Below are 21,684 nucleotides of genomic sequence, written 5' to 3'. Positions count from 1 at the left end.
GCCGTTCCCCGTCCGGTCCTTTCGCAGACCACCCCCGCCTGAGGACGGGGAGCGGCACCCTCCCACATCGAGCCCGCATCGACGAAACGGAGGAATCCTTGCCCAGCAGACGGGCTCCCCGGCACACCCGGCCCGATTCCGGCCTCGACCTCGAAAGGCGCGGCGTGCGGATCGCCCTCGGCGCCGTGGTCGCCCTGGCCCTCACCGGAGGGCTCGCCGCCACCCGGACCAGCGGCGGCGCGGCGTTCCTCGCCGACGCCCAGGCGTTCCTCACGTTCTACGCCGGGGTCTTCTCGCTCGTCGGCCTCACGACCACGGTCGCCCTCGGCCTGGCGGCGACCGACCGCGTCGTCCTGCCGATCTCGCAACGGGTGCGCGTCCAGCTCGTGCACCGCGCCATGGCGCTGCTCGGCATCGGCTTCCTGATCGTCCACATCGGCATGAAGATCGCCGCCGGGCTGGTGCCGCCGTACGGGTCGGTGATCCCCACCACCAACGTCTACGTGTCGCTGGGGGCCGTGGCCTCGGACCTGTTCGTCGTGATCGTCGCGACCGGCGTGATGCGCGGCAGGTTCGCCCAGGCGGAGCGGCCCTGGCTGTGGCGCGGGCTGCACGACCTGGCCTATCTCGCCTGGCCGGTGGCGATCCTGCACGGCCTGACCGCGGGCCGGACCGCCGCCCCCTGGGTGACCTTCAGCTACGTGGCGTGCCTTGCGGCGGTCGGCGCGGCCCTGCTGATCCGGCTCGCCGCCGCCACCCGGCCCGCCCGGCAGGCGCCGACCGGCGACTGGAACGCCGAGTGGAGCGCCGGCCGCATGTCCCGGGAGGGCCTCGACGCGCCGCGGCCCGCCGTACGGCGGCAGCAGACCCCACGTGAGGCCGCCGTCCTCGGCCGCACCGGCACCGATCCCCACGACGTCCTCGACATGCCCGGCACACCTCCCACCCCCCAGGAACCCCGCCTCCGGAGGATCGTGTGATTCCCTACCGCGTCTCCCATGTCCGGCGGCTCGGCCCGGCCCGGCTCACCGCTGGGCTGGACGACCACCGCAGGCTCGACCTGAACGCGCACTACAGGTTCCACGACCGGCTCCCGAGCCAGACCGTGGACGCGCTGATCTCGATGGCCGAGGAGGTGGACCTGCGAGGCCGGGGCGGAGCCGCGTTCCCGTTCGCGCGCAAGCTGCGCGCCGTGTCCTCCCGCGCCCGCGACAGCGAGACGGTCGTGCTGGTGAACGCCGCCGAGGGCGAGCCCGCCAGCCTCAAGGACAAGACCCTGCTCACCCGGGCGCCCCATCTCGTCCTGGAAGGCGCGCTGCTCGCGGCGAGCGCGCTCGGCTCCCGCGAGGTGGTGATCGCGGTCGGCGCCGGCGAGCTGGCCGAGGCGTCGGTGACCGCCGCCGTGGCCGAGCGCGGCCTCACCGGCCTGGTGCGCGTCGCGGGCATCCAGGAGAGGTTCGTCTCGGGCGAGGGCGGCGCGCTCGTCCGCGCGGTCAACGGCGAGGCGGGCCTGCCCCCGGGCCGCAAGGTCCGCTCCAGCGACAGCGGGGTGCGCGGGCTGCCCACCCTGCTGTCGAACACCGAGACCTTCGCCCAGCTCGCCGTGCTCGCCGAGCTGGGGCCGGAGGAGTACGCCGCGGTGGGCACCGTCCAGGAGCCGGGGACGATCCTGCTCACGGTCGGCGGCTCGGTGGCCACCCCCGCGGTCGTGGAGGTGACGCCGGGCGTGCCGCTGGCCGACGTGCTGAACCTGTGCGAGGCGAAGATCGGCGACGGGCTGCTGCTCGGCGGCTACCACGGCACCTGGATGGCCGCCGAGGACGCGTACGGCGCGATCCTGTCGCGGCGCGGCGCGAAGGAGGCGGGCGGCGAGCTGGGCGCGGGCATCGTGGTGGTTCTGGGCGAGGACACCTGCCCGCTCGGCGAGACGGCGCGGGTGGCGAACTACCTCGCCGCGCAGTCGGCCGGGCAGTGCGGGCCGTGCCGCCTCGGGCTGCCGGACCTCGCGCGGGCCTGCCGCCGGCTCCAGGACGGCGACCCGGAGGGCCCCGAGCTGATCCGCCGGGCCGCAGCCGCGGTGAAGGGCCGGGGCGCCTGCTTCCACCCGGACGGCTCGGCCAGGTTCGCGCTGTCGGCGCTCGACGCGTTCGCCGACGACGTGGAGGAGCACCGCTTCCACGGCGGCTGCGGGCGGACGACCACGGGCGTGCTGCCGCTGCCGATCGAGGACGCGCAGGACGCCAGGCTCGTCGTCGACTGGACCCGCTGCCAGGGCCACGGCCTGTGCGCGCACCTCGTGCCCGAGCTGGTCAAGCTCGACCGGCACGGCTTCCCGGTGTTCATGGACACCGGAGTGCCCTCGTGGCTGCTGGGCGAGGCGCAGAAGGCCGTGGAGATGTGCCCCGCGCTGGCCCTCCGCATAGGCACGACGTGACCTCGGTTCACCCCGGCGTGTGGCTCCGGCAGACGGCTCCGCGGGACAGGGCCGGGGAGTAGGACCGAAGTGATGGGGTTGTTACCAACCTGACCGGTTCCATGAGCGTCTCAACGAGGGAGATCAGCACCTCGGGGAGTACGACCATGATCGACAGACGGAGTTTCCTTCGCGTTTCGGCTCTGGCCGGGGCCGCCGCCGTTACCGGTGCGGCTTCGGGTGCGGCCTTCGCCGCCGCGGGGCCCCGTCCCGCCGACTGGTCCGCGCTCGGACGGGGGCTGGACGGCAAGCTGATCCGCCCCGGCGATGCGTCGTACGACAACGCGCGCCGCGTGTTCAACTCGGCCTTCGACTCCGCCCGCCCGGCCGGGGTGGCCTACTGCAAGACGGCGGGGGACGTGTCGGAGTGCCTGGCGTTCGCCCGGCGCTACGGCGTGCCGGTGACCTCCCGGTCGGGCGGCCACAGCTACGCGGGCTGGTCCACGGGCAGCGGGCTCGTCATCGACGTGTCGCCGATGAGCGGCGTGTCCTACGCGAGCGGCCACGCCACGGTCGGCGCCGGGGCGCGCCTGGTCGACGTGTACGCCAAGCTGGCCGCGCACGGCGTCAGCATCCCCGCGGGCTCCTGCCCGACGGTCGGGGTCGCCGGGCTCACGCTGGGCGGCGGCATCGGCGTGGTGTCGCGGCAGTATGGCCTGACCTGCGACGTGCTGGAGTCCCTGAAGGTCGTCACGGCGGACGGGAAGGTGCTGACCTGCTCGCCGACCTCGCACCCGGACCTCTACTGGGCCTCCAGGGGAGGCGGCGGCGGCAACTTCGGCGTGGCGACGTCGTTCACGTTCCGGACCCATCGGACGCGTTCGGTGACCCTGTTCTTCCTGCACTGGCCCTGGGCGAAGGCCGCGGCCGTGCTGAAGGCATGGCAGGCGTGGGCGCCCGCCGCGCCCGACGCGATGTGGTCCAACTGCCATCTCGGCCACGACCCGTCGCTCGACGTGATGGTCGGCGGCCTCTACATCGGCGGCAAGACCGCGTGCGAGAACCTGCTGCAGAAGCTCGTCGACCGCGTCGGTTCGAGCCCTTCGACCCGCTACGTCGCGACGTCCGCCTACGACCACGCGATGATGGTGGAGGCGGGCTGCGCGTCGGCGTCCGTGGCCCAGTGCCACCGTCCCGGCACGCTCCCCGGGCAGAACCCGAGCGGCAAGCTCGTCCGCGACTCGTTCTCGGCCAAGTCGCACTTCGCTTACAAGCCGCTGTCGTCCGCCGGGATCAAGGCACTGGTGGCCCAGGTCGCCGCGCCGGGCCGGCACATCGTGATGCTCGACGCGCTCGGCGGCGCCGTCGCCCGGGTGCGCCCCGACGCGACCGCCTTCCCACACCGCAAGGCGCTGTTCGGCGTGCAGTATTTCTCCCACTTCTCCGGCGCCGCCGCCTGGGCCAGGGCCGCCCACGCCGCCATGCGGCCCCACTTCGGCGACCACGCGTACGTGAACTACGTCGATCCGGAGCTCAAGAACTGGCGGCAGCAGTACCACGGCGCCAACGCCGCCCGGCTGGCCCAGGTCAAGGCGGCGTACGACCCCCACCGCCTGTTCCGCCTGCCCCAGGGCGTCTGACGGGCCGCGACGCTGTTAACCGGTTGCCGGGCGGGGCGGGCTGCGCGAGCCTCGCGGTATGACCGAGGAACGGCGGACGATGACCGGCCCCCACGGCGTCCCGGTGTGCAGTTATCGGGAAGGCGTCCGCGACGGCAGCCCCTGGGCGTACGCGATCGAGGACATCGGCCCGGGAGCCGCCGACGCGATCATGTCGCGGATGCCCGGCTGGGCGGTCTCCGCGCCGGTCGAGCTCGGCCGGGCACTGCTCGACCGGGGCGCGCGGCTGGTGCGGCACATGCACGTGATGCGGTGCGACCTGCCGGTCGCCGAGCCGGTCGGGGGCACCGCTCCGGACGGCTTTCTGCTCGTCCCCTGTGATCGGCCGCCCGCCGAGATCCTCCCCGCGTGGTTGGCCGCCTACCCGCCCGGCCACCCCGACCACCAGCCACGGGATCCCGAAAAGGCCCTGGAGGAGGAGCTCGTTCCGCTCCTGAGCGGCGAGGAGATCGGCCCCCTGCTCGCCTGCAGCGTCCTTGCCGTACGGGAGGACTCCGCTGGTAAAGGCGAGGTGGTGGGCGGCGTGTTCGCGCACGACTCGGACCGGGGACCGTGGATCGCGGACGTGTTCCGGCACCCGGACCGGTCGCCGCGAGGTCTCGGCGCGCTCATGCTGTCGGCCACCCTGGCCCGCGCCGGCGCGGACGGGCTGAGCGGCCTGGGCCTGGTGGTCACCGAGGGCAACCCGCCCGCCACCTGTACAAAAGGCTCGGTTTCCAGGTCACCGACACCACGATGACGGTAGCGATCTGACCGCAAAGCAGACCGGTCATCACGCTCTCATCGCCTTGATGTGACCGCAGTGCGGAGACCGGCTTCCCCGACGGTTCACCGATCGGGAGCTCCAGGAAATGTAACCGACGACCCACGAAATGTAACTGACCGCAGTTACATTTCCCGCATGCCTGAGGACGTGAGCCATCTCATCGATGAGCTTCGGGCAGCCGGCGGGGACTCGACGGCCATAGAGGTCAAGTCGGCTGCCGGAGGACTCCCCGAGTCGCTGACCCCGACTCTGAGTGCGCTCGCGAATCTACCCGGCGGCGGAACGATAATCCTCGGGCTGGATGAACGGTTCGGGTTCCGGCCGGTTCCACTGCCGAACGTGCAGTCACTGAAACAGGGCCTCGCGGCGAAGGCGCGCTCGTTCACGCCACCTGTCCGCCTGACTTTGGACGACGGCATCGCCTACGGCGCTCCGGTCGTAGTGGCGAGGGTGCACGAGTGCGACAAGTCCGCCAAACCGTGCCGGGTCACCGCCACGGGCGCCTCCTATCTGCGAGGATACGACGGCGATTTCCGGCTCTCGGATATCGAAGAACAGGCCTTCATCGCGGCGCGACGAGCACCTATGTTCGATCGACCTCTGGTCGAGGGAGCCACCTCGGCGGACCTTGACCTCGAACTGGTGAAAGCATTCGTTGAGGCGGTCCGCGAGCGCGATCAGCAGGGGCTGGGGCGCTTCGTCCGGGACGATGAACTGCTGTGCCGCGCCGGAGTAACCGCCGTCGACGGCAGACCTACGGTCGCTGGGCTACTGGCTCTGGGCACGCATCCGCAACAGTGGTTCCCTCGATACGCCATCCAGATATCCGCCGACCCACTGCCAGGAGATCCACCCGGTTCCCGGGCACGCAACCTGGCCGTCCTGACCGGACCCATTCCCCGAATGCTCGACGCAGCCATGGAGTGGGCCAGACGAACCTTCGATACGGCCGTCGTGGCGGGGCTCGACGGCACCGTCCGGGACCTGCCCGCCTATCCGCTTGTCGCCTTTCGTGAACTGGTCGCCAACGCGTTGGTCCACCGCGATCTCGATCACTGGTCAGCGGGGATGGCCGTGGAAATCAGGCTTCGCCGGGATCGTCTTGTGATCACGAACCCCGGAGGGCTCTACGGCATAACGGTCGACCGTCTCGGCAAAGAAGCGGTCACGTCCGCACGCAACGCGCGGCTCGTCGCCATCTGCCAGAACGTGCGTTCCCCATTCAGCGGCGGCCGAGTCATCGAGGCGCTCGCCAGCGGCATTCCCACTGTGGGAGCGGCGCTCACAGAAGCCCGTCTACCTCCCGCTCACTACATCGACGCGGGCATTCGGTTCGTCGCCATCCTGCACCGGCCCATCGTCACCATTCCGGCAGCCGACCCGTTGAACGCCACCGAGTCACGCGTCCTTGACGCCCTCACGCACGGGGCCCTCACCGTCGCACAGTTGGTCGAGATGCTCGATCTCACGGCACCGAACATCCGCAAGGCTCTCCGCGGCCTACGCGAGCAAGGCTACGTGCGACAGCATGGCGGCCGAGGAAAGTTCACTCACTACGAGCGCGTCTGACGCCCTGAGCGAGAGCAGCGATGGGGAAGTGCCATCTGACCTGCGTCGACCAACCAACCCTCTAGTTACTGTCTGTGATAAGTAAATTACCGTCAGCAATCTTCCCGGGGGGATGTCCATGAACCTTTCTCGATCGCGCGTCTACCTGGCCTGCGGCGTCGGCGCCGCGGCGGGTGTCGTCGGCCTGGCCCTGACGGTCCTCCCGTCGGTCGCCCAGGGGACGTCGGGCGGCGGCAGCCAGAACACCAGGCCGGTCGCCGATCCCTCGCCCAAGCAGCCGGGCGGCCACACCGTGCTCACCTGCGCGGTGAGCACCAGCGGCCCGATCACCGCCGACCCCGCGGTGGGCAAGGAGGCCCGCGCGGTGACCGCCAAGGGCGCCGTGGCGCTCACCGGCTGCGCCTCTCCCGACGGGAGCTTCCCCAACATCCGCTCGGGCACGGCCACCTTCAAGGGCACCGGGCAGGCGTCCTGCACGGGCGTCCAGAACGTCGCCGGCACGGGCACCATCACCTGGAAGGACGCCCAGGGCAAGACGCTGGGCACCTCCACGGTCCACCCCAACCTCGACGGGATCGCCTCGTACAACCCGGGCGACATGATGCTGGTCGGCGAGGTCACCGAAGGGAAGCTCAAGGGCAAGCGGATCGCCGGGAAGGCCGCGCCCACCTCGGACATCAGCCAGTGCTCCAGCAAGGGCGTGAGCAGCGCCCAGGGCAGCGGCACGGTCGCCTTCATCGCCGTCGACAAGTAGCCGACGCGGGGCCGGGGCGGGAAGGGTGCCGAATGCCGTCGGATGAGGCCGTGCTGCGGGTGCGGGACGTACGGAAGAGCTACCGGGGCAACCCGGTCCTGCGTGGTGTGGATCTCGACCTTCCGCCCGGCCGGGTGGCGGGGGTCGTCGGGGAGAACGGCGCGGGCAAGACCACGCTGCTGCGCGTCCTCGCCGGCGACCTGCGGCCGGACGGCGGGTCGGTGCGCCACGGCGGGCGCATCGGACACTGCCCGCAGGAGACGGTGCTGCACGACGCATTCACGGTCGACCAGCACCTGCGGTTCTTCCAGGTCGCCTACGGCCTGGAAGACCTGCGCAGGGCCGAGGAGCTGATGGAGGCGCTGCGGTTCTCCGGCTCCCGCCGGGCCCGCCCCGCCACGCTGAGCGGCGGCACGCGGCAGAAGCTCAACCTCGTCCTGGCCCTCATGCACGACCCGGACCTGCTCCTGCTCGACGAGCCCTACCAGGGCTTCGATTGGGAGACCTACGTACGGTTCTGGGACCTGGCCGAGGAGCTGCGCGGACGCGGCCGTTCGGTGCTGGTGGTCTCCCACCTCGCGTACGACGCGGCCCGTCTCGACACCCTCCACCGGCTGGAGGGCGGCGTGCTGCGGGCCGCGGACAGGACCGGTGCCGCATGAGAGGTCACTGGGCCTGCTACGCCACCGCCGTGCGCATGACGTTCGTGGAGCACCTGCGCAACCGGCTGGCATTGGTGATCATCGTGCTCTTCATCCCGGTGTGGGTGATCCTCATCTACGCCCTGTCCCTGGAGATCCCGCTGCCGTTCTTCGTCCGGGCCGCCGACCGGACCGTCACGCTGCCGGCCGGCGTGCTCAACCAGCTCGGCGGGGCGCTGCAGATCCTGGCGCTGATCACCGGATTCATGATGTTCGTGACCACGATGAACTCGGCGTCGTTCGACCGCCGGCTGGTGCGATCCGGGTTCCCCCAGCTGTGCCTGATCGCGGCGAAGCTCACCGCCCTGGTGGTGGTTGCGCTCGTCATCGCGCTCTACGCGACCGGCCTGATCTGCCTGACCCATCCGACCGCGCAGCCCCTGCTGCTCGCCGCCGCCCTCGCCGGTGGAGCGCTGATCTACGGAGGGATCGGCATCGCGCTCGCCGCGGTGCTGACCAGCGACCTGGCCGGCCTGGTCCTCGTCACCGTCATCTGCTCGATCGACCTGGCCCTGCAGAGCCCGCTCGCCACCCCGGCCGCTACCAGTGTCCTGGTGCGTTTCCTGCCCGACTACGGGCCGATGCAGGCGGCGGTCGCGGCCGTGGCCATCGACACGGTGCCCTGGAACGCCGTCGGCCCGGCCGTGTGCTGGGCGCTGGCCACGGTGGCCCTCGGCATCTCCGCCTTCGTCGGCCGTACGCGCGCGCAGGGGCCGGTCGGTGTGCCGGTGACAGCAACGCATCCATGAGTCCCCCGTCAGGAGCATCCGTGACATCTGAGAGCGTTTCTCGTGCCTTCCCCGCCCTGGAGTCCGACCTCGATCGGGTGCGGGAGATCGTCGGCATGGCGGACGTGCCGAACCGCTCCGAACTGGCCCCGCTGACCAGGCAGCCTGCGGGGCACCGCCACCTCATCCGGCCCACTCTGGCGCTGTTGTCCTACTACGTGCTCGCCGGACCGGAGCGGGCCGCCGACATCCGCGCCGTCGAGGCCGCGGCGGCCGTCGAACTGCTGCACATGGCGTCGCTCTATCACGACGACGTCATCGACGACGCGCGCCGGCGCAGGGGAAGGCCGAGCGTCAACACCGTGTGGGGCGCGCGACTGGCGGTCCTGGCCGGCGACCTGCTGTTCACCAGCGCCAGCCGGATCCTCTCCGAGCTGGGCCGGCGCGAGTCCCTGGTGGTCGCCGAGACCGCCCGGCGGATCTGCTCGGGAATGATCGCCGAGACCGCCGACCGCTTCCTGCTCTCCCGCACCGAGGCCGATTATCTGGAGGTGACCGGCGCCAAGACGGCCGAGTTGCTGTCCCTGGCCTGCCGGCTGGGCGCAATGCAGGCCGGACGAGGCCCCGAGGCGGAGGAGGACCTGGCACGGTTGGGCTGGCATCTCGGCATGGCCTACCAGGTGCGCGACGACATCCTCGACCTGACCGCGACGACCGGAGAGCTCGGGAAACCGGCCAACTCCGACATCGTGGAAGGCGTCTACACGCTGCCCGTGATCAGGGCCCTGGGCCGCGAGCCCTCGCTCGCCCGGCTGCTGCGCCGCGGCCTGACCACGGCCGACGCCGAGCGGGCACGGCAACTGGTTCTATCGTGCGGAGCCGTGGAGGAGGCCCGGCAGGTCGCCGAGACCCACGTGGAGACGGCTCTGCGGCGACTCGACGGTCTGGGCGATCCACGGTCGCGTGAGGGGCTGGCCGGCTACGTGCGGTCGATCACGGGTTCCGGCGCCAAGGCCGCCCCCGCCGTGACCTCTCCCGCTCCGGCCTCCGCTCGGCCCGGCGTTCCAGCGGGGCGGCACGAGCAGGTGCAGGAGCGGTTGGACGCCTGGCTTCTGGACACCGGGCTGGCCACCACTCCGGAGGAGGCGCGCCACCCGCGGTGGAACGCCATGGCCTTGACGGCCGCGCGGTTCTGGCCGGGCGCCGACGCCGAGCAGGCCGAGACGCTGGCCCGTTGGATGCTGGTGATCGCCGTCGTCGACGACCTCTTCGACGAGCCGGGGCTCACCGACCCCGGCGAGATCGTCCGGCTGCGCCACCGGCTCACCCTGCTCGTCCGCGGGCTCGGCGACACCCCGCCGGCCGGTGGAGCGGTCGCCACGGCCATGGCCCAGGCATGGGAGCGGGTCCGCCTGATCCAGCCGCCCTCATGGCGGGCGCGCGCCCTCGGTCACCTGGAGGAGTGGCTGGAGGCGGCCGAGCGCGAGGCGTGTCACCGGCTCAGCGGTTTCGTCCCCAGCCTGCGGGACCAGTTCGCGTTGCGTCTGGGGAGCTCCGGAGCACCTGTCTTCCTGGACACCTTCGAGATCACGTACGGCGGGGAGCTCGAACCGGAGGTGCGCGATCATCCGCTCGTCCGCCGGCTGCTGAACGTCGGCGCGGCCGCGGCGCTCGCCGAGAACGACTTGATGACTCTGGACGAGGACGAGGCCGTCGGCGCTCCCTACAACCTGGTCAGGGTGCTCCGCCACGAGACCGGCTGCACCAGGCAGGAGGCGATCGACGAGGTGACGCGCCAGGTCGAGGACGGCTTCGCCCAGGTGGACGCCATACTCGCCGCCGCGCCCGCCATCCTGCGGCCCGCCGACGGCGGCGCCGCCGCCGAGACCGGGATGGGTCTCCTGCGCCTTTCCCGGGAGCGGCTGCCGGGCTGGCGCGCCCTCCATGACATCGACCGCTACAACCGGTCGTCCGCCGGCAGCGAGACGTACCTGGCCCGGCTCCGCCGGGAACTCCTGGACAAGTACGCCGAGCACGCCGAGTGCGCCAAGGACGCCGCGTACGCCGAGACCGGCGCGGCCCGCTGACGTTCGCCCGTCCAGATCTCAGCCGGGTCCGTCCGCGGCGAGCCGGTCGAGCCATTCGCCGAGCACGTGGCGTTCGCCGTCGGTGAGAGCTGTGGCGTCGGGCAGCGCGGCGCGCAGCGCCATCGCCGCCGCGGCCGGTCCGGGGGATTCGACCACGGGGACGTCGGTGGTGATGGCGGCTATCACCGCCTCGCGGGCCGTCTCCGACAGGCGCGGGTCACGCCGCTCCACGGGCAGGGCGAGCAACGTGAAGACCGTGCCGCAGCCGGCGGCGTGCACGAGGTCGGCCGCCAGGCGCTCGCCGACCTTCAGCCGCCCGGCGGCGGCGATGGCGCGGATGCGCTCCCCCAGCATGCGGAAGGCGGTGACGGCGGCGGGCGACTGCCGTCCCGGCGTGGGATCGCCGTACATGAGCGAGAACAGGGCGGGGTTCGCCAGCCCGAAGCCGACGTGCAGGTCCCATCCGGCGCGCAACGCCTCGATCGGGTCGCCGACCGGCGGGCTCGCCTTCTTGTCCCGGAGATAGGAGCTGAAGCCATACTCGGCGACCGCGTCGAGCAGGCCCTCCTTGTCGCCGAACAGGCGGTAGATCGTCGGCGCCTGCGTCCCCGCCGCGGCGGCCACCGCTCTGGTCGAGACGGCCTCGCGCCCGCCGCTCGCGAGCAGCCCGGCCGCGACCGACACGATGTGCGCCCGCGTCCTGTCGCGGCCGCTCGCCGTCTCGCTCTCGGGATCGCTCATGCTCCCAACGATAGCAGCAAGTTGATATCGGTTGATTTCCAATGTTAGCGTCATTGTCGATAACACCGATATCAAGGAGTGCATAGTGATCATCATCACCGGGGCGACGGGTCAGCTCGGCCGGGGCGTCGTCGAGCATCTGCTCGCGCGCATCCCCGCCGACCGGCTCGGCGTCAGCGTCCGCGACGTGGCGAAGGCCGGCGACCTCGCCCAGCGCGGCGTCCGCGTGCGGCAGGGCGACTTCGACGACCCCGCGAGCCTGGCGTACGCGTTCGAGGGCGCGTCCCAGGTGCTCGTCGTCTCGGGCCCTGCCGACGCGCGCCCGCACCGTACGGCGATCGAGGCCGCCACGGCCGCGGGCGCCAAGCGGATCGTCTACACCAGCCACATGGGCGCGAACCCGGCATCCCCCTTCGTCCCGATGCCGTCCCACGCCGAGACCGAGCAGGACCTGCACGTGTCCGGCGTCGCGTTCACCGCGCTGCGCAACGGCTTCTACGCCACCACCGCGGTGCAGTTCGTGCGTCAGGCGCTCGAGACCGGCACGCTCGTCGCGCCCGAGGATGGCCCGGTCTCCTGGACCGCCCACGCCGACCTCGCCGAGGTGGCCGCCGCCGTTCTGACCGAGGAGGGCCGGCTCGACGGGATCACCCCGCCGCTGACCGGCCCCGAGGCGCTCGACCTGGCGGACGCCGCCGCGCTCGCCTCCGAGCTGACCGGACGCGAGATCACCCGCGTCACCGTCCCGGACGACGAGTGGGTGGCGGGCATGGTGTCACACGGCGTTCCCGAGCAGCAGGCCCGCTTCCTTCTGGGCATGTTCGAGGCCGGCCGCCGGGGCGAGTTCGCCGAAGTCGATCCCACGCTCGGGGAGTTGCTCGGCCGCAAGCCGATCACGTTGCGCGAACTGCTGGCGGACGCGCTCGCGACCTGACGCGTTTCTGTTTTCCAGCGGCTGTTTTCCGGCGGCTCCGTCAAGTCCAGATATACATTGTCATTGGATCTTGTAAGGGGGCCGGGAATGCTCGAATGGGTGGCGGCGGCGGTCGCGGCGGGCGGAACCGCGGTGGTGCAGGCCGCGGGCACCGACGCGTGGGCGATCGTACGGCAGCGGACGGCGCGGTTGCTCAGCCGCGACGATCCCGAACGCGAGCGTACGGAGCTGATGCGGCTGGACCAGACCGCGACCGATCTCGCCTCGCTCCCCCCGGGCGACGCCGCGCTCGTACGGGCCAGGCAGGAGGCGGCCTGGGCGGCCCGGTTCGAGATGCTGCTGGAGAGTCTCGGCGAGGCCGAGCGTGAACGGGTGGCCCGCGAACTGAACGACCTCGCCGACCAGGCCCGCCAGGCATCGGCGGGAGGAGTGTCGGGGAACGTCTTCCGTGGACCGACCGCGTTCCAGGTCGGCGACAACAACCGTCAGGACAACCACTTCGGGCCGACGCCATGACCCGCGACCCCGAATCAGGAAAAGACGGGTCAACAAAAAACGACGCAGCAACGAAAAAGGACGGAGTAACGGGAAACGTCTTCCACGGCCCGGCGCCTTTCCAGCTCGGGGATCGCAACGTCCAGATCAACCACATTCACCAGGCGCCGCCGCAGCGCCGCCCGCTGGTCCTCACCGGTGCGGCGGTCACAACCCGGCACGAGCTGGCCGCCGCCATCCGCCGCGACTGGGCTGCCGCGAGGCGTCAGTTCTTCGAGGGCGCGGCCACGGCCGGCGCGCCCTCCGACGGCTGGCTCGGCCTTCTCTCCTGGCTGCGTGAGCTCGACGGTCTCACCGCCGAGGACCTGACCACCCAGATCGAGCTCATCGACCATCGGCTCCGCGACCAGGCTCTCCCGGCCGACCTGAAACTGCTTCACCTGCTGGGCTGGCTCGATCCGGCGGGAGAGGCCGTATGGCGAGGGACGCCGGTGACGGTGGAGGCGCTGTCCGAGGCGCTCAGGATCGGCCGCATCCGCGAAAGCGGCCCCGAGTGGGAGCTCTACCGCGATCTCTGCGAGGGTGGCCTGCTGGACGCCCTCGCCAGGTTCACGGTGCTGAGCGCGCTGCGCGGGACCCAGCAGGCGTGGAACGAGGTCTGGGAGTCGTGGCGGCGGCTGGCCGCCAGGATTCCCGGGCTGCCGTCCGAAGCCCGCGAATGGGCCGGGAGCGGGGCACGCGGGCTGCTGCTGGCGGCCCTCCTGCCCTACCCGCAGACCACGGTGTGGTTGCGCGCCGCCTGCGAGCACGTGCCGCCGCCCGCCACCGGTGAGATCGAGTGGTACGACTGGCTGCGCGAGCGGGACGGCGGCCCGGACACCCCCATCGGGTGGCTCGTACGCACCGACTTCACCGCTTACGCCGCCGCGCAGGCGGAAGCGATGCGGCGGCAGGCGGCGGCCGACCTGCAGAACCAGCGGATGGCGGCCGTGCTGGATCACGCCGCCGCGCTGCGCGACCGCGATTGGGCCGACTACGAGCGCCGGCGGCTCTCGCCCACGGCCCGGTTGGAGGCGGTCGGCCGCGCGACGCTGTGGCTCGGAGCCTGGGGCGCCGCCACGATCCCGGTGCCCTGGGTCATCTGGGGGTGGGCCGAGCCGGACATCGCCGCGACGGTGTCCTGGTATCTCGTCGCGCTGACCCTGGCGGCGTACGCGGGCTGGGTGCCACAGGTCCTGCGACTCGGCGCGGCGTATCGGCCTCCGCTGCACCGCGTACGGGAGTGGGCCGAGGAAGCCAGGGCCGACCGCGGAAGCGTGCGGAGGGGTCTCATCAGAGCAGGCAGCGTGGCCGGAGCCGTCCTGATCCTGGGCGTGCTCGTTCACGATGTCGGCGTCGTCGTGACGACGATCCTCGTCGTGCCCCTGCTGGCCGTGGCGTTCCATTTCGCCCGCATCGGGGCGCTGCACGACTGGGCGGACGAGCATCGGGAACGGCTGCGGGACTACCGGTCCGGGCGGCCCGACGCGGGCGGCATCCCGCAGAGCATCATCCAGGGCGTCCGGTCGCCGTCGCCCGGAGTCCGGGCCGACGCCTACCGGGAGTTCCTCCGGCAGTTCACCGGCCTCGGCCACAGCGGGCAGGACGAGGGCCGGGACAACGGCCGTCGCGACCGCTGACCGGGCGCGCCGCCGAGATTCCGCGCTCCGCGTGCGATAGCGAAAGCGTCGCCCATTCTCGCGTCAGGCCCTGAAGGAACGCGGTCTCTGTGAGCCGTCGGCCGCGACCGGGACATCGCGCAGCGACAGAGCGCTCGGCGGAGGCAGGGGCCGGTGAGCCGCCTCGGCGCGGAACGACTGCAGCAGGTACGCCACCAGGCGCCGGGACGCGGCAGTGTCGTGCGGCAGCGCGGTGACCAGACCACAGTGGGACAACAGGGCCACGATGAGGTCGGAAGGGTGGAAGTCGGCCCGCAGCGCGCCCGCCGCCTGGGCTCTGCGGACCAGGGTCGTGAGGTCGCGCTCGGTCCGTTCCCGAGCCTGCGCGTGTCCCGCCGTGCTGTCCGGAAAGGCCGCGACGAACGCGGCGGGGAAGCCGCGCTCCTCCCGCTGGAGTTCGCAGACCGTCTCGAACAACCGCTGGAAGCCCCTCCAGGGGTCGGGGTCGGCCAGCGCCTCGGTGAGCGCCCGGGCGCAGGTCTGCATCTGGTGCGCGAACGCGGCCCGCACCAGCGCGTCGCGGGTCGGGAAACGCCGGTAAAGCGTCGCCACGCCGACTCCGGCCCTCCGGGCGACGGCCGCCATGGGCGCGTCGATCCCGTGCTCGGCGAAGACCTCGCGGGCGGCGACGAGGATGCGCCCCCGGTTGCGCCGGGCGTCGGCCCGCATCCGCTGGCCCGCGATCCGAGAGGAATCCTCCACCACTGTTTCTCACTTCCGATGTAAGCGGACGATGCCGTCCACATAGAAGCCTACGCTCGGGCCCGATGCCCGCACGGCCACCGACGGCGAAGGTGAGAGCGATGGACGACCACACGATGAGAGCGGTGCTGTTCGACCGATACGGCGGTCCCGAGGTGCTGTACGTGAGCCGGGTGCCGCGCCCGGAGCCGGCGCCCGGCGAGGTGCTCGTGCGGGTGCGCGCGTTCAGCGTGAACGGCGGAGAAACGGCCGCCCGTTCCGGCAAGGTCCGTCTCCTCACCGGACGGAAGTTCCCGCAACGCATGGGGTTGGACCTCACCGGCGAGGTCGCCGCGCTCGGCGCCGGCGTGACGGACTTCGTGGTCGGCGACCGGGTGTGGGGTGTCGTGGGCCGCACCGGATTCGGCAGCGCCGCCGAGTATGTGGCGGTCCGGGCCGAGCGGCTCGGCCGCGTCCCGGCCGGACTCGATCTGGTGGAGGCCGCCGCGCTGCCGGTGGCGACCACGGCCATCACGGCGCTGCGCGACAAGGCCCGGCTGCGCCCCGGCGAACGACTGCTCGTACGCGGCGCCGCGGGCGGTGTCGGCAACGCCGCCGTCCAGCTCGGACGGGCCTACGGCGCCGAGGTCACTGCCCTGGCCCGCGCCGCCAACCTCGACTTCGTCCGTACGCTCGGCGCCCATCACGTCGTCGACCACCGGACCGTCACGCCGGGCGAACTGGGCCTGTTCGACGTGGTCCTCGACACCGCGGGCACCGACCTGCGGGCCTTCCGGCGCCTGCTGAGGCCCGGCGGGCGTATGGTCACCATCGCCTTCGACCTGACGCGGCCCGCCGCTTCACTCGGCTATCTCGCCGCCAGCGCCGTGCACGGACGCGGCCGGGTGCGCTTCTTCAGCGGCAACCCCACGCGGGCGCTCTTCGACGACCTCGCCCGTGAGGTGGCGGAGGGGAGACTGCGCCCCGCGGTGGACCGGTGCTTCCCGCTGGAGGAGACGGCGGCGGCCCACCGCGCGCTGGAGGCGGGCGGGGTGCGGGGCAAATACGTCGTCAGGGTCGACTGACGGCACCGCGCCGGCTCATCTGTCCGCCGCACTTCTCGGCCTCACATTTCGCCGGTGCCGGCCTTGCGGAGGCGGGCGCGTACGGTGCGCCGCACGAGCGGGCCCATGTCCTCCAGTACGCCGACCAGGCCGGCGAGCTGCTCCAGGCTGTTGAACGCGCGCTCCGCGCCGTCGCGGTCGACGCCGTCGTACAGTTCGAGGCCGACGAACGCCGCGGCCGTCGCGCGGGCGAGCCCGGCGACGTCCACGAACTCCGCGAGCGGGCTGCCGGCCAGCACGCGGCCGAGGACCTCCTCGATCTCGGTGACCCACATGCCGAGGCCGTCAGCCGTGGCGGGGGCGAGCCTGCCATCCATCTGGCTGCCCGCGAGCATCTGGGCGAGCACGGCGAGGTTGCCGGTCTCGCGCTCCTCGGCGTGCAGTGCACGGCCGAGGTCGAGCAGTTCGCGCAGGGAGGTCACGGCCGCGAACCGGGCCCGATAGACGGCCACCCGCTGCTCGGAGCCGTACCGCAGGGCCGCGGCGAGGAGGTCGTCGACCGTGCCGAAGTGATAGAAGACGAGCGCCTGGTTCACCCCCGCGGCGGTGGCGATCGCCCGCGCCGAGGCCCCCGCGATGCCCTGGGTGCGCAACGTCTCCAGGGCGCCTTCGAGCAGCCGTGTGCGGGTGTCGGCCATCGTCTCCCCCTTCGTTCCTGTTTCGCGGCTTCACCGTAGTGGCAGGCGTCCGGCGATGGCCCGCCCGGCGGCGGTCATAAGATCCGAAGTGACCTTCCCGGACATCCCAGCGGGGGCGATGTGTACGGCGGCAGCGAGGCGGACGGCTTACCCGGGCAGCATGAGTCCGGCCTGCGAGCAGGCGACCCGCACCAGGTGGGGCCTTACCGGCTGCTGCGCAGGCTGGGCGAGGGCGGCATGGGCACCGTCTATCTGGGCGAGGCGCCGGACGGCACGCGCGTGGCGGTCAAGCTGCTCCATCACTCCATCGCCGCCGACCCCGGCTTCCGCCGCCGCTTCCGCCGCGAGGTCGAGGCCGCCAAACGGGTCGCCCGCTTCTGCACCGCCGCCGTCCTCGACGCCCAAATGGACGGCGAAACCGCCTACCTGGTCACCGAATACGTCCCCGGACCGACCCTCCGGGAGGCCGTCGTACGCGACGGGCCGCTGCGCGGCTCCAGCCTGGAAGGACTCGCGGTCAGCATCGCGACCGCCCTGCGGGCCATCCACACCGCCGGGATCATCCACCGCGACCTCAAGCCCGGCAACGTCCTGCTCTCCCCCGTCGGCCCCAAGGTCATCGACTTCGGCGTCGCCCACCTGACCGACATGACCGGACACATGAGCAGCGCGGTCGTCGGCACGCCGTCCTTTATGTCTCCCGAACAGTTCGAGGGCGGCCCCCTCACCCCCGCCTCCGACGTCTTCGCCTGGGCGAGCACGATCGCGTACGCGGGCACGGGCCGCGCCCCCTTCGGCAACGGATCGCTCCCCTTCGTGCTCAACCGGGTCATCAACGGGGAACCCGACCTGACCGGCCTCGACGGGCCGCTGGGCACACTCGTCGCCCGCGCCCTGGCCAAGAACCCCGCCGAGCGACCGACCGTGCAGGACATCCTCGACACGCTCATCGGCTCCGCGGCGCCCGCGACCATGCCCGGGGGTGGTAGGAGACGCAGCCACAGGCTGGCGATGGGGATCGGGGCGGGAGCCGTCGCCCTGGCCGCGGCGGTGGCCGCGGTCTGGCTGGGCACCTCGCCGGGCTCGCCCTCGTCGTCCGGCCCGTCGGCCACCTCCGTGGCCGCCGCTCTCCCGTCCGGATCCCCCGCTCACCCGACTGCTTCCCCCGCTCTCCCGTCCGCTTCCGCCGCAGGCGCCGCCGGCAATCCGCTGCGCGAGCCCGGCGTACGGTTCGCCTACAGGAAGGAGCCCGACCCGCAGCGCCAGGCGGAGATCTGGGAGGCGCAGGGCAGGAAGGCCGACGCCGCGCTGATGCGCGCCCTGGCCGCGGTGCCGCATTCCGTGCAGCTGAACATGCCGCTCACCGAGGTGAAGGACACCGTCGCGTCCACCATGCGGCTCGCCACGGCCCACGACGCCACGCCGGTGTTCATGACGGACTACATCACCTTGGCGGACTGCTCCCGTCGCGGGGCGCCGGACGAGCGGACGTACCGGCACTGGATCGACCAGGTCGCGACCGGCATCGGCACCGGCCGGGCGGTGGTCGTGCTCGAACCCAACAGCCTGACCAAGGTGCCCGGCACCGACGGCTGCGATGAGGGCGGCGCGGCGGGGACCGCCGAGCGCTACCGCGAGCTCGGCTACGCGGTGGACCGCCTGGGGAAGCTGCCGCACACGGCCGTGTATCTCGACGGCGGCATCCAGGGCTGGCCCGAGTCCGTCACCATCATGGCCGACCGGCTCGTCAAGGCCGCCGTAGCGCGGGCCGACGGCTTCTACCTGAACAGCTCGGACTTCCAGCACACCGACACCCTCCTCCCGTACGGCGAAAAGCTCTCCCGCTGCGTCCACGTGGTGAGCGCCAAGGGCGGCACCTGTACGGACGCCGAGATCGCCGCCGTGCCGGCCGACGCGCCGCTGACCCACTTCGTCATCGACACCAGCCGCAACGGCAAGGGCGTGTGGGACGCGCCCGAGGGCAAGTACGCCGACCCGCAGCCGTGGTGCAACCCGCCAGGGCGGGGCGTCGGCCTCCGCCCGACCACCGACACCGGCGACGAGCTGGCCGACGCGTTCCTGTGGATCCGCCACCCCGGGGACTCCAACGGCCGGTGCCTGCGGGGCGGCCCCGGGCCGGAGGATCCGGTGTATCACCAGGTGGCCCCCGTCGGCGGCACCTGGTGGCCGGCCCTCGCCCTCGACCGCGCCCGCAACGCCGTCCCTCCGCTGCGTTGACGTCAAAGGCGTGCCTCTTCCCGTAGCGGCTTGATGGTGGCGGGCACGCCGTGCTCGCTGACGTCGACGTATCGGGCCGTGAACGCGCCCCAATAGCCGAACATGGGCCCCAGCCGGTGGTGCGACACCGTGACCCCGATGCGGAACTCCCCCGCCTCGTCGTCGTACGACTCCCTGACGACGGCCGTTCCCGTGACCGCTCCGGGGAGGCGGCAGGAGAGCCTGCCCTCGTGCAGGCGGAACTCACCGGAGCGGATGACGAGACCCCCGTGCTCGTCCACCTGGAAGTCCAGGTCCACGGCCAGATGCTGGTGCGAGCCCAGATAGTCGACGATGCCCCTGATGGGGTCGAACACCATCTGGGCGTCGAACCGCCTGCGGCGGCCGGGCAGCTCGAAGACGCGGACGAAGCTGACCGTCTCCCGCCCGTACGAGTCGACGTACGGGTAGTTCTCGATGGTGAACGGCACCTGCCGGCCCTGCTCGGGGACCAGGATGTTGCGGGTCCCGCCGATGGCGAGGAACGGCCGGGTGAAGCCCGCATGCCAGATGTGGTCCATCACCCCCGCGCCCACGCAGGCCCGCCTGTCGGCGACGCTCACACCGAAGCGTCGTTGCAGTTGCGGGTGCAGACGGGCGAAATCGGAGCCCAGGGCACGTTCGAAAATCGAGGTCATAGCGTCTCCATCAGGGGGTGCGGGGCTGTCGCCGCCTGCCGGTCGGGCGGACGGCGCAGGCATCGCCGGGCCGCCGGGGTCGACGGAAGCGGCGGCAGGAGTACGGCCGCCGCTCCGATCAGGCAGGCGACGGCCGCCGGGGTTGTGGTGATGGCGATCGCGGTCGTGAGGGTGCGCAGGCAGACCTCGGCGAGCGCCTGCCACAGGGAGCGCTCCGGCGTCTGGCCGGTCTCCAGCCAGAGGCGCAGCCGATCGAAGGACCAGGCCGTCGCCCAGCCGATGAGCGGCCGGAAGACGAGGTCGACGGTATTGCCCCAGCCGGGGCGATAGCCGTACCGGGTGATGAAGCGGACGCCGTCGTCGGTGGGGACGTAGCGCCAGTAGCCGGAGCCCGAGCGGATCAGCGAGAGCGGATGGCCGGAGGCGAAGCGCAGCGCTGACGTCCGTTGCCCTGGATCGCGCCGGTCTCCCGCCGTAACGCCGCTGCCGTCGATGACGAGCCCGGGCAGGAGCCGGAAGGCGTACCGGAACCGCTGCGGCCGGTCGGCGGCGCGCGGCAGATAGTCGATCTCCGTGAAGCGCAAGTCCCAACGTTGGTGCAGGTCAGGGCGCTGTGTCCGCTCCCACAGGGCCTCCATGTCGGCCCGGATCAAGCACTCGACGTACACAAACCGGCCCATGCGCACCCCTCACATCTTGAGCGATCGCTCAAACCCAAGCGTAAGCAGATTTAAGCGACCGCTCAAGTGTCTTGATTGATGGGACCCGTTGTCGATGCGGCGAGTCCGAAGGGTTCCATCGACTATCAGCGATGGGACGCCCCGCCCGCTGCGTGTACGCACTGACGCCAGGGTCACGGCGCATGTATGGGCACCGACCTCGACGCCGCGCCGGCTGATGCGCCCAGCGCCGGCCCCCGCCCCATCACCGCAGGACAGGCTGAATTTCCGGGCCGCCCTCGGCTACATAAGCGAACGCCAGGGCGGCAACCGTGTCCTATTCGTCTACAAGACCGGGTCAGAGCCGGCTAACGTGATCTTCGCACACAGGAAGATCCTCCATGATCGTCAACGACGCCCCAGTGCCCCCGGCGAGGCGCGCCCCGGTCGATACAAGGTGCTCTCCGCCAACACTAGCCGGTATGAGGGCCTATCAAGCCGACCCCACGGGACCCTGGGCACATCAGAGCGTCGAATAGTCTCTCTGACGATCCGTCGATCGGCCATGTACTTCTGCCGCGATCACCTTGGCCGACGCCGCAGGGTCTTCGTGCTCCCATATACGAATCACGTTCCACCCTGCTTCCGTCAGAAGCCGATCCGTTTCAGCGTCACGCTCTCTGTTTCTTCGGACCTTCTCGGCCCAGTACTCGGCGTTGGTGGCCGACTTCGTGTGGTGCTCGGGGCAGCCGTGCCAGAAACAACCGTCCATGAAAACCGCCACCTTGGCCCGCGTGAAGACGATGTCGGCGGTTCGACGAATGCCGGGCAGAGGGCGGACGGAGACGCGGTACCTGAGGCCCAGCGCGTGGACGGCTCGCCGGAGGGCGAGCTCGGGCTTGGTATCCCGGCCGCGGTTGGCTTGCATGCTCTTGCGGGTGCCATCACTGGACGCGCGAGTCGGCCTCTGGACTGCCATGCGACCTACGGTAGCGAGATTCGGTTGTGCTGATTGGCGGCTCGGCTCGCCCCGATCAGTGAGTCGTGATAGAGCATCGCCATAGCCGTGCAATCGGGACAAG

Annotated in this window: 20 protein-coding genes; 14 read left to right on the top strand and 6 right to left on the bottom strand. The window is 71.7% G+C overall.

The features are described 5' to 3' along the window. Window positions 1–98 precede the first annotated feature (98 nt). The 9 genes from HCK04_RS16355 (at window position 99) to HCK04_RS16315 (ending at window position 10,697) form a co-directional block, all read left to right on the top strand. A complete protein-coding gene (locus HCK04_RS16355; protein ID WP_142648182.1) occupies window positions 99–980 on the top strand; it encodes a hypothetical protein in 882 nt (293 codons plus the stop codon). Beyond that, window positions 977–2,434, top strand: coding sequence for an NADH-quinone oxidoreductase subunit NuoF family protein (locus HCK04_RS16350; protein ID WP_260617290.1), 1,458 nt, complete (start codon window positions 977–979; stop codon window positions 2,432–2,434). Before HCK04_RS16355 ends, HCK04_RS16350 begins: the two co-directional genes overlap by 4 nt. Window positions 2,435–2,580: 146 nt before the next feature. After that, window positions 2,581–4,053 (top strand): FAD-binding oxidoreductase, encoded by a 1,473-nt coding sequence (locus HCK04_RS16345; RefSeq protein ID WP_142648181.1) that lies wholly within the window; start codon window positions 2,581–2,583, stop codon window positions 4,051–4,053. Window positions 4,054–4,111: 58 nt separating this feature from the next. Then, entirely contained in the window at window positions 4,112–4,831 is a 720-nt protein-coding gene (locus HCK04_RS16340; protein WP_205830315.1) for a GNAT family N-acetyltransferase, read from the top strand. A 162-nt stretch (window positions 4,832–4,993) separates the two neighbouring features. After that, on the top strand, window positions 4,994–6,427 hold the full coding sequence (locus HCK04_RS16335) for an ATP-binding protein (protein WP_142648180.1): 1,434 nt from the start codon (window positions 4,994–4,996) through the stop codon (window positions 6,425–6,427). Between the two features lie 118 nt (window positions 6,428–6,545). Beyond that, window positions 6,546–7,181 carry a hypothetical protein gene (locus tag HCK04_RS16330; protein ID WP_142648179.1) on the top strand — a complete coding sequence of 212 codons (636 nt, stop codon included), beginning with the start codon at window positions 6,546–6,548 and terminating at the stop codon, window positions 7,179–7,181. A 32-nt stretch (window positions 7,182–7,213) separates the two neighbouring features. Then, window positions 7,214–7,843, top strand: coding sequence for an ABC transporter ATP-binding protein (locus HCK04_RS16325; RefSeq protein ID WP_142648178.1), 630 nt, complete (start codon window positions 7,214–7,216; stop codon window positions 7,841–7,843). Then, window positions 7,840–8,631, top strand: a complete 792-nt coding sequence (locus HCK04_RS16320) for an ABC transporter permease (protein WP_142648177.1) — start codon at window positions 7,840–7,842, stop codon at window positions 8,629–8,631. The genes HCK04_RS16325 and HCK04_RS16320 overlap by 4 nt, the downstream gene beginning before the upstream one ends. Before the next feature lie 20 nt (window positions 8,632–8,651). Continuing rightward, complete coding sequence (locus tag HCK04_RS16315) at window positions 8,652–10,697, top strand: polyprenyl synthetase family protein (RefSeq protein WP_168065979.1); 2,046 nt, start codon at window positions 8,652–8,654, stop codon at window positions 10,695–10,697. An 18-nt stretch (window positions 10,698–10,715) separates the two neighbouring features. Here the strand turns inward: HCK04_RS16315 and HCK04_RS16310 are convergent, their stop codons facing one another. Next, window positions 10,716–11,438, bottom strand: coding sequence for a TetR/AcrR family transcriptional regulator (locus HCK04_RS16310; protein WP_142648175.1), 723 nt, complete (start codon window positions 11,436–11,438; stop codon window positions 10,716–10,718). Window positions 11,439–11,523: 85 nt separating this feature from the next. On the opposite strand from HCK04_RS16310, the gene HCK04_RS16305 reads away from it, so the two are divergent. The 3 genes from HCK04_RS16305 (at window position 11,524) to HCK04_RS16295 (ending at window position 14,546) form a co-directional block, all read left to right on the top strand. Next, on the top strand, window positions 11,524–12,372 hold the full coding sequence (locus HCK04_RS16305) for an NAD(P)H-binding protein (RefSeq protein WP_142648174.1): 849 nt from the start codon (window positions 11,524–11,526) through the stop codon (window positions 12,370–12,372). Window positions 12,373–12,459: 87 nt separating this feature from the next. Beyond that, window positions 12,460–12,888, top strand: coding sequence for a hypothetical protein (locus HCK04_RS16300; RefSeq protein WP_142648173.1), 429 nt, complete (start codon window positions 12,460–12,462; stop codon window positions 12,886–12,888). Then, entirely contained in the window at window positions 12,885–14,546 is a 1,662-nt protein-coding gene (locus HCK04_RS16295) for a hypothetical protein (protein WP_142648172.1), read from the top strand. Before HCK04_RS16300 ends, HCK04_RS16295 begins: the two co-directional genes overlap by 4 nt. A 63-nt stretch (window positions 14,547–14,609) precedes the next feature. Here the strand turns inward: HCK04_RS16295 and HCK04_RS16290 are convergent, their stop codons facing one another. Beyond that, window positions 14,610–15,287, bottom strand: a complete 678-nt coding sequence (locus HCK04_RS16290; protein ID WP_142648171.1) for a TetR/AcrR family transcriptional regulator — start codon at window positions 15,285–15,287, stop codon at window positions 14,610–14,612. A gap of 101 nt (window positions 15,288–15,388) precedes the next feature. On the opposite strand from HCK04_RS16290, the gene HCK04_RS16285 reads away from it, so the two are divergent. Further along, window positions 15,389–16,351: an NAD(P)-dependent alcohol dehydrogenase gene (locus HCK04_RS16285; protein WP_142648170.1), complete on the top strand. Its 963-nt coding sequence runs from the start codon at window positions 15,389–15,391 to the stop codon at window positions 16,349–16,351. A 41-nt stretch (window positions 16,352–16,392) separates the two neighbouring features. Here the strand turns inward: HCK04_RS16285 and HCK04_RS16280 are convergent, their stop codons facing one another. Then, complete coding sequence (locus tag HCK04_RS16280; RefSeq protein WP_142648169.1) at window positions 16,393–17,028, bottom strand: TetR/AcrR family transcriptional regulator; 636 nt, start codon at window positions 17,026–17,028, stop codon at window positions 16,393–16,395. Window positions 17,029–17,148: 120 nt separating this feature from the next. Between HCK04_RS16280 and HCK04_RS16275 the strand changes: the two genes are divergently transcribed. Further along, complete coding sequence (locus HCK04_RS16275; protein ID WP_142648168.1) at window positions 17,149–19,266, top strand: glycoside hydrolase family 6 protein; 2,118 nt, start codon at window positions 17,149–17,151, stop codon at window positions 19,264–19,266. Window positions 19,267–19,268: 2 nt separating this feature from the next. On the opposite strand, the gene HCK04_RS16270 is transcribed toward HCK04_RS16275, so the two are convergent. The 3 genes from HCK04_RS16270 to HCK04_RS16260 all read right to left on the bottom strand — a co-directional run bounded on the left by HCK04_RS16270 (window position 19,269) and on the right by HCK04_RS16260 (window position 21,581). Next, window positions 19,269–19,943, bottom strand: a complete 675-nt coding sequence (locus tag HCK04_RS16270; RefSeq protein WP_142648167.1) for a DUF4166 domain-containing protein — start codon at window positions 19,941–19,943, stop codon at window positions 19,269–19,271. Further along, window positions 19,940–20,527, bottom strand: a complete 588-nt coding sequence (locus tag HCK04_RS16265; protein ID WP_240971472.1) for a hypothetical protein — start codon at window positions 20,525–20,527, stop codon at window positions 19,940–19,942. Before HCK04_RS16265 ends, HCK04_RS16270 begins: the two co-directional genes overlap by 4 nt. A gap of 598 nt (window positions 20,528–21,125) precedes the next feature. Further along, complete coding sequence (locus HCK04_RS16260) at window positions 21,126–21,581, bottom strand: very short patch repair endonuclease (protein ID WP_142648165.1); 456 nt, start codon at window positions 21,579–21,581, stop codon at window positions 21,126–21,128. Window positions 21,582–21,684 lie beyond the last annotated feature (103 nt).

Source organism: Microbispora sp. CL1-1 (genome assembly GCF_012034195.1).
GTDB lineage: Bacteria > Actinomycetota > Actinomycetes > Streptosporangiales > Streptosporangiaceae > Microbispora.
The sequence above is the reverse complement of the archived record's forward strand: the minus strand, read 5'-3'. Positions and strand labels throughout refer to the sequence as shown.